This window comes from uncultured Gimesia sp. (genome assembly GCF_937919775.1).
In the GTDB taxonomy this organism is placed as follows: Bacteria; Planctomycetota; Planctomycetia; order Planctomycetales; family Planctomycetaceae; genus Gimesia.
Map to the genome: position 1 here is coordinate 1 of NZ_CALFPF010000145.1, position 8,303 is coordinate 8,303.

At 49.2% G+C, this 8,303-nt stretch carries 5 protein-coding genes; 1 reads left to right on the plus strand and 4 read right to left on the minus strand.

What is annotated here, in order from left to right:
* Positions 1–126: 126 nt before the first annotated feature.
* The 4 genes from Q0294_RS03915 to Q0294_RS03930 all read right to left on the minus strand — a co-directional run bounded on the left by Q0294_RS03915 (position 127) and on the right by Q0294_RS03930 (position 5,923).
* On the minus strand, positions 127–1,638 hold the full coding sequence (locus tag Q0294_RS03915) for a DUF4339 domain-containing protein (RefSeq protein ID WP_299461129.1): 1,512 nt from the start codon (positions 1,636–1,638) through the stop codon (positions 127–129).
* A gap of 323 nt (positions 1,639–1,961) precedes the next feature.
* Positions 1,962–3,857 carry an apolipoprotein N-acyltransferase gene (gene lnt / locus Q0294_RS03920; RefSeq protein ID WP_299461131.1) on the minus strand — a complete coding sequence of 632 codons (1,896 nt, stop codon included), beginning with the start codon at positions 3,855–3,857 and terminating at the stop codon, positions 1,962–1,964.
* 223 nt (positions 3,858–4,080) lie between these two features.
* Positions 4,081–5,295 (minus strand): gephyrin-like molybdotransferase Glp, encoded by a 1,215-nt coding sequence (glp, locus tag Q0294_RS03925; RefSeq protein WP_299461133.1) that lies wholly within the window; start codon positions 5,293–5,295, stop codon positions 4,081–4,083.
* 22 nt (positions 5,296–5,317) lie between these two features.
* Positions 5,318–5,923, minus strand: coding sequence for an aminodeoxychorismate/anthranilate synthase component II (locus Q0294_RS03930; protein WP_299461134.1), 606 nt, complete (start codon positions 5,921–5,923; stop codon positions 5,318–5,320).
* A gap of 444 nt (positions 5,924–6,367) precedes the next feature.
* Between Q0294_RS03930 and Q0294_RS03935 the strand changes: the two genes are divergently transcribed.
* Positions 6,368–8,218: a nucleoside-diphosphate sugar epimerase/dehydratase gene (locus tag Q0294_RS03935; RefSeq protein ID WP_299461136.1), complete on the plus strand. Its 1,851-nt coding sequence runs from the start codon at positions 6,368–6,370 to the stop codon at positions 8,216–8,218.
* Positions 8,219–8,303: the final 85 nt, after the last annotated feature.

The following is an 8,303-nucleotide window of genomic DNA, read 5'->3' on the forward strand; positions in this document are numbered from 1 at the left end:
CTATCACAAGTTTAGCACTTGACGATATCTGAGGAAAGAACCAGATTTGAAAAACGGAAGCGAATCTTGCCGAAGAATGGCATTTATATTGGTATTAATACCAATATTGGTGTCATTGTCCCAGAATTACTTATTCATAATCCGTTCAGCTTCCTTGAGATGCTTTTCAAACTTTTCCTGGTCACGACTGACCTCAGTTCTTGCATTCTCCAGCATGGGCTTAAGGTAGTCTCTGCCTGCCCATAACAACTGCTGGAGGTGAGGACGATCGGAGGAGGCATTGGATTCCAGTTCTTTGATGACCGGCCCCATTTCGGTTTTGACTTTGCTCTCGAAGCTGGTCCATTCAGCATCACTGGCTTTTTTTTGCTGTAACGCCAGGAACTCTTGGTGGATGGTCTGAAATTTTGCCAGCTCCTCTTTTCCACCCGGAGCAAACAAATCTCCCAACGGGACAAAGTATAAAATTGCCGCCAATGCGATGACAGCAGCAATGCCCCCCAGAACCTGCGGTTTCATCAGAGGCCCTAATGATTCGAGTGGATTCGACCTCTCAACTTTGATCTTTGGTTTCGGACGCGGGAGAACGGGCGCTGCAGCCACAGGGGAAACTGCGGCCTGAGCAGGTATCGCCGGAGTCGGCACTCCTGTGGAGAAATTTTTGACTGGTTCTACAGCGGGGCTGGTTTCGGCGGCCTGCGATTCTGCTGAGGCAGCAACCTCGTTGGCCTCTTTCTTTGCCACAGGTTTTTTTAATTGCAGGGCTTCAATTTGCCAGGCTTCGAACCATTCCCCTTTTCGGCCTAATTTGAGTAAATCTGTCGGTTCGATACGTTGCTGTTCTGCCCACATTTTAATTTTATGGGTTTCAATCGGACCATATCCCATGCCCCCCAGTTTACAAAACCATTTTTGCTTAGAGCGCACTTTGAAAATCGGTGGTTTGGCAGGTTCATCAGGAGCTACAGGCACAGTTGCTTCTGAAGGTGTTTCTGCAACCTGCTCTTCAACCACAGCATTTGCTGAAGTGGGAACGACGCGCTCTTCTTCCTCTGTTTCTGAGTCTAACAAATCCAGATCGCTGCCAGACGAACTGAGAAAAACGACCGTTCGTGCGGGAACCCACTCCGGTTCTGCTGACGATTTGACCTGATCATTCGGGGCCAATTCACCGTCGAACAGCAGTTGCATGAGGTCGTCTGGCGACATCGGCCCCAGTTCCTGATTCAGGATACGGCAGAACCATTGAACTTTGTTATGTTTACTTCTGACCGCTTCCAGGGTCGCAAAGCGGGGGAGCTGAGCCTCCATTTCTGAAGAGAGTTTATCTTCTTCCTCGACAATCGAAAAGCCATCCAATGTCGGCAAGTTCGACTTCGACTCAACACCGTAAGAGGAATCAACAATCGAGAATTCATCGAGTGATGGCATCTCGTCGGACGTCGCAGAAAGGTCGTCAGACGCTGCGTCGAATAACCCACCAATATCCCGGGCAGGAAACCAGTTTCCGGACTCTCCGTTTTTGATTTCTATTTGAGGAGTCAATTTGCCTTCATGAGCCATGGCAAACAGTTCTTCAAATGAAATCGGCCCGTACGGTTCGTCTAAGTGCTTATAGTACCAGCTATCCTCTGCCATTTTTATGAAACAATCTTCGTCTGATTTAATTTAAGTGCTATGTTCGATATTGGCTGCTGGAACAAAAAAATCCCACGCTCCCTGCTTCTTATTTTAGCCAGATGGGTGGGGCGCACGCAAATCTATTGTCTCTGCTGCGTTTTTTTAAAACCAACAAAATAGATCGTCCCTCAGCTTTATGATTCAGAACCGGGACAAAGCGGTATCCAGGTGTCCGAAATCGGGGAGATCACTACCTGAAAGTCCTCAATCCGTTCCCTGCCGACAGCAGGAAACGAACGATCAGCGGGTAAATTTTGAGAGCATCTCAGAAAGTGCTGCGATTACGACTTCACCGGCACTGGTTTTCGCGTTCGCGTCAGTAATGCCATAAAAAAGACGAACATGGCACAAAAACAGCAGGCCCCCGCAAACCAGTCGCCGTATTTTGTGTAGAGGCTTGTACGGTGATCCAGCGGGATCGTGTCGACGAGCACTGCATTCAATGATTTATTCCAGCGGCCTGTCTTCGCATTCACGAAAGAAGTCCGCCCCTGATTATCTCCATCGACAAAGACATCTGGTTCAACAATCATGCCATCGCCGTCTATGACAGCTGACACGCCTGTATTCACCGCCCTGACCATCGGCGTTCGATTTTCAACACAACGAAAGGCGGCTGTAATCAGGTGCTGATCCAATTCACTCGAACCATGAAACCACCCGTCATTCGTCAGATTGACGAGACAATCGATTGGTTTTTTCGTAGAGTCAGCAGTTGAGGAATGATTGACCATCGAACGTACCAGATGTGGCACGGTATCTTCAAAACAGATGATCGGAGAAAAAGTCCAATTCTGGTATTCGAAGTGGGCAGCATGCTTGCCTGGTTCGATGCCGAACGAAGCACCATACGGCGTAAAATATTGCAAAAAGGGGAGCGTATCTCTCAAAGGCAGATATTCACCGAAGGGAACACGGTGAATTTTATCATAGCGCGAAACAATCCCATAATCGGGGCGGACAAACACAGCTGAATTAAAGTGATCGACTTTCGTGTCACCCGCGGCGATGGTATCCAGCCCGATGACCAGAGCGGCGTTTGCTTCCTGACTCATATTGGTGAGCGCTTTGCGCACGGAGGGCTCGGACCATTTATCCAGAGGAACTTCCGGAGCGATCGTTTGTAACTCCTGATTGGTTTTTCCATTGCTTTCGATTAGAGGCCAGCGAAACATGGTTTCCGGCCAGACAATCAGATCGGGCTGATAGCGGACCGCAGCCCCCATCAGAATCTGATGCTTCAGGTACATGGACCGCCACTCATTGGGATCATGCTTGACAGAAGTCGGGAAATTTCCCTGAATCAATGCGATGCGTGGTCCATCCTGAAATGCAGCCTGTGCGCGACGTACGTAACCATATCCGAGTACTGCAAAAAAAAGGCTCAGGCAAACAGCCGTCTGAATAATGTGTTTGAAACCGGTCTGATCCAGAATCTGTTCCTCCGGAGTCAGTTTCATCGGAAACAGTTTGCATTGTCTCATCAGCGAAGCCGGCAGCAGATCTGCAAAACAGGCCGACAGCATCACAACCAGAAAACTCACTCCGTAGGCACCTGTGATGTCACTGATCTGGATCAGTTCGATCCAGCGATATTGAGTATGTCCGATGTAGTACCACGAAAACCCTGTGAGTAAATAGGCACGCATATATTCCAGACCGACCCACATGATGGGCGCTGCAACGGGTAAAGGAATGCGAAAGCGGTGGACCGCCATTCGTGTGAGCAAAACGAACAGCGGAAAATAGCAGGCGACATAAATGGCCAGCGCGAACCACGCGACATACATGGAGGGGTCACCCAGTCTCATCCACTGGAACGTCGCCAGAGTAAAGGCCAGACCCGAACAATAAATGGCAGTATACATAAACCGCGTTTTGCGCGGAATTCTGACTAACAACAGAAGTGGAATCAGACAAACCCAACCGAGGGGCCCGAAATCAAGGGGCGTAAAGCTGGCCCACATCAGGCAGGCGGTTAATCCCGACATCAGCCAGGCACCCATCGCAGATGCCGGTGAGGTACGCGCGGTGTTGATGATTTTCTGAATGTCCTTCCCTAATGGCAGGCCATTCTGCAAATCCTGATTCGAAGACCTGTCGTCAGACACGGGAGGTTTTTCCATCGCTGGTTGATCAGAGGGAGAATTTTCAATTGTCAGTGTGCTAAAGGCCATGATTTCCATCCTTGAAATCCGATCTCAACAGGCAGGTTTTTCGGAATGATTTTCCGTTCGTGAAACGTCCTGTTTCATCTCAACCTGTCATATTACTTACGTCACTTCAACGATCTGAAATGGGGTCATATCAGAGAATGGCCTCATTTTGTGTCTGATCGACGTGGTTTTTACTGAAATCGGGCATTTGAGAGTAGATCAATCATGGGAGAAACTGCTGGTGCTACCATAAAAAAGTGTCAACTTTGAGACCTGCCTGAAAAAGCTGGTTGCCTTCGGGGAATAAAGCCACCGCATTCGCAGACACGGTAGAACGTAAATCGGCTGAGCCCAGTGTTTTTAATGGCGTCACGACGGCTTCACCGCTCTCCCACTCCACCTGGGCAGGTTGATAAGTCGGACGGCTGCCGCTCGACTGGAAATCTGTTTTCAAACGGGCCTGCAGTGGAACCGGTTTCGGTGCGGGAAAACCCATGAATTGCCGGATGGCTGTGCGGACAAATAATTCGAAGCAAACCATGCTGCTGACAGGGTTTCCGGGCAATCCAAAGATATAACAGGGAGACCGGCCTTCCTGCTCAAGGATACCAAACCAGAGCGGTTTTCCGGGTTTCAAATCCACTTTATGGAATACCTGCTTCACACCTGCCGCCTGCAACTCCGAAGGGACCAGATCTAAAGTCCCGGCAGAAACGCCACCGGACAGCAACAGAAAATCGCTCTTTAAGCCTTCGTTAATCTTTTCTCTCAAATGACTTCGCTCATCGCGGGCAATTCCCAGAGCAACGGGATGTGCCTGCGATTGCAACACCTGAGTATAGAGCATGACTTCATTGGAATTTCGAATCTGCCCCGCTTGCGGGAACTCTTCAGGAGGGACGAGTTCATCGCCGGTCGCCAGAATGGAGAGGCTGGGGGCACGGCGTACAGAAACCTGGGAACTGCCGGTTTCTGCCAAGGCCCCGATTTCCTGCGGCCTGAGCAAAGTTCCCGCTTCGAGGACATTGGCCCCGATTTCAAGCACCGAAGAGCGGTACAGCATGTTAGTTCCGGGAGAAACAGGAGCGGTTTCGATCTGCACCGTCTGCTGTTCCTCGTTGATCTGACAGTGCTCAATCTGGACGACGGCGTCTGCTCCTTCTGGCAGAGGCGCACCGGTCATAATCTGCGAAGTTTGACCGGCTTGTAGAGGCAATGCGGGAACATTGCCTGCATAGATCGTTTCCAGGATCTGCAGTGTCGCTTTTCCATCGGGTAAATCGGCACTTCTCACCGCGAACCCGTCCATCAAAGCCTTGTCAAATGGAGGAATATTGACGTCGCTGATGGTTCCTTCGGCAAGTACACAGTGACAGGCATCAAACAGCGAGCTTTGCCGGGGCGCAACGGGCTGAACCGTCTCCAGAATCAGGTGAAAAGCCTCTTGAACACTCAACATTGTCGATCTCTTCTTCTACCGATCAGGCACGGGTGAGTTGTTCTGCTGGAAGTTGAAGAAAATTTTTCAGCAGCTTCACCCCCTCCAGGGTAAGAAAACTTTCCGGGTGAAACTGCACACCATGCACCGAACAGGTTCGATGCCGCAGCCCCATAACTTCTTTGGGATGTCCCGGTTCTTCAACCCAGGCGCAGATCTCAAGTTCATCCGGACAGGACTCTTCCGGAACAATCAGGCTGTGATAGCGGGTTGCCTGAAACGGGGAAGGCAGGTTTTGAAAAACGCCCGTTCCATCATGGTGAACCAGAGATACTTTGCCGTGCATCAGCCGATTCGCACGAATCACTTTTGCTCCGAATACTTCCGCAATGCACTGATGCCCCAGACAAACGCCCAGAATCGGAACTTTTCCAGCAAAATATTCAATGATCTCTTTGGAAAGCCCTGCTTCCTGTGGCGTGCAAGGGCCGGGAGAAATGATGATTTTCTCCGGAGAAGACTGTTCTATTTCTGCGATCGTTGTCTGGTTGTTGCGAACAACCTGAATTTCCAATGATGGGTCAATTTCCCCAAATCGTTGTACCAGGTTGTAGGTAAAAGAATCATAGTTATCGAGAACGAATATCACGTTACACCTTACAGCTTATCAAGTTGAGTCAGATTACATATTTGACTGAGGTATTATCATAGTCAACAAAAATCAGAAAAGCGACTTGTCCCAAAGATTTACTTCCCGTGTCATTGAGCCTTGCCGCAAGTTGATGAATCAGAACCAGTTCCCGCAATAACCACTTCCCACGATTTTTCAATGTCCTTTTTCGTCAGTAAGGCAGACAAGGTATTTACTGGATTGTTCTTAAGAATTTTGATGTTGACGAAAATTAGTGAAAATTGTTATTACCCCTGTCCTTCTGCAGGCTTCTGAGGGGATTTTGTGTGTGTTTGTATATGGATTCTGCGCGATAACGTATTTTGCATCGGAAACCTGAAACATTAGGAGTAAAGGTTGGACTCCAGGCCGAAATTAAACTGGTTACAGAAATTCCGAGTAACACGGCGCCAGATTTTCTGGATGGTGGTATTCTTGCCGATTTTTTGCGCGATTTACTATCTGGCGTTCTGGCTGCGCTTTGAAGGCTCTCTCAATGTTGATGGTGTGCTGGGAGAATATGGCTTTCGCATGTTTCGTTCGACGATCCTCTGGGCGGTTGGATTAAAGACGCTCGCGTTCTGGGGCAGCGGTGTTTATAAAATCAGAAGTCGCTATATCACCATCCTCGATCTGGTCAATCTTTCCAAAGCGGCCACGTTGAGTTCCGCTGCCCTGGCAATGGTTGATTATCTGATCTTTCCCAATATTATGATTCCCCGTTCGGTATTTCTGATTGACTGGGGTTCTACGATTTTGGCCGTCTGCGGATTTTGTGCCGGCATTCGCATGGTTCAGGACAGCGGTCGCATTTTTCGGCCACAGGGGGACTGCCGGCCTACATTCATTATTGGTGCCAATCAATCCGGGGCTTCCCTGCTCCGCATCATTGAACGAAATAAAGAATCTTGTCTGAGAGTCGTCGGATTTCTGGATGATCAATCCAGTCGCATCGGCACGCGCATTAATGGCGTCCCTGTACTGGGGACCTTGAATGAGATGTGCGCACTGGCACAAAGATATGACGTTTCTGATATTCTGTTGCCGGCAGATGAGATTCCCGGAAAAATAGTTCGTCAACTCGTGGAAGCAGGTAATTCCGCTCAGATTCAGGTTCAGGTTCTCCCCAGTTATCAACAATTACTGTCTGGTAAAGTCGAGATGAAACCACGGCCGGTTTGTATCGAAGACTTACTCGGTAGAGAACCCGTTCAACTCGATATGCAGAATATTCGAAACTGGATGGATGACCGGGTATTAATGGTGACGGGCAGCGCCGGCAGTATCGGCTCGGAAATCTGTCGCCAGTTATTACAGTTCTCTCCGAAAAAACTGATCCTGGTAGATCGCACGGAAAACAGCCAGTTCTTTCTGGAACGGGAGCTGATCAAACTGGGATACAATGGACGATTTGATGTTGTCATCGCAGATATCAATGATTCAAAACGCATGCGGGCCGTCATGCGGGAATACCAGCCCGATATTCTATTCCATGCCGCCGCTTATAAACATGTGCCGCTGATGGAAAGTAATCCCGGCGAAGCCGTTAAAAATATCGCTTTGGCTACCAAACATCTGGCAGACCTGGCAGAGGAATTTGAGGTCGGCACATTTGTGATGATTTCCTCCGACAAAGCCGTCAACCCGACCAATGTGATGGGCGCAAACAAACGTATTGCCGAACTCTATGTGCAATCTCTGGCAGCACGATCAAAGTGTCATTTTGTGACCGTTCGCTTCGGAAATGTGCTGGGTTCGGCGGGCAGTGTTGTGCCGATTTTTACACAACAAATTCAGAATGGCGGTCCGATTACCGTCACCGACGCGAGGATGCAGCGTTATTTCATGACGATCCCTGAAGCATCCCAACTGGTGATTCAGGCCGGCGCTATGGGACGCGGCGGCGAGATTTTTGTGCTTGATATGGGTGAACCAGTTCTAATTGTTGATCTGGCCGCCGATCTGGTTCATTTATCCGGATTGAAACTGGGCGAGGATATCGAACTGGAATTTTCAGGATTACGTCCCGGCGAAAAACTTTACGAAGAATTGCACGTGGCCGGAGAAAAACACGTGCCTACCTGCCATCCCAAAATCATGGTCGCAGAGAAAGTCAGTTTCAGCGAACAATTTATTCTTGAAGCGTTTCAACGACTCTCTGATCTCACCGAGCAGCCTTCTGATGTGATTCTGGAAGAGATTCAAAGAATTTTGCCCGAGTTTCAGTCTGCTTATTTGAAGTCGAACCAGTCCACCTTCAAAAGAGCCGCTTAATCTGCCGCGCAAGACAATGTGTGCTTTGTATGATGCACGGTTCACTTCTCCCGCGCAAAATGGAAACCACCATCCCCCGACGCTC

Bases quoted from the DNA above. Each gene is read 5' to 3' on its own strand.
- glp (WP_299461133.1), bottom strand. From the start codon at position 5,295: ATGTTGAGTGTTCAAGAGGCTTTTCACCTGATTCTGGAGACGGTTCAG.
- Q0294_RS03915 (WP_299461129.1), bottom strand. From the start codon at position 1,638: ATGGCAGAGGATAGCTGGTACTATAAGCACTTAGACGAACCGTACGGG.
- Q0294_RS03935 (WP_299461136.1), top strand. From the start codon at position 6,368: ATGGTGGTATTCTTGCCGATTTTTTGCGCGATTTACTATCTGGCGTTC.
- lnt (WP_299461131.1), bottom strand. From the start codon at position 3,857: ATGGCCTTTAGCACACTGACAATTGAAAATTCTCCCTCTGATCAACCA.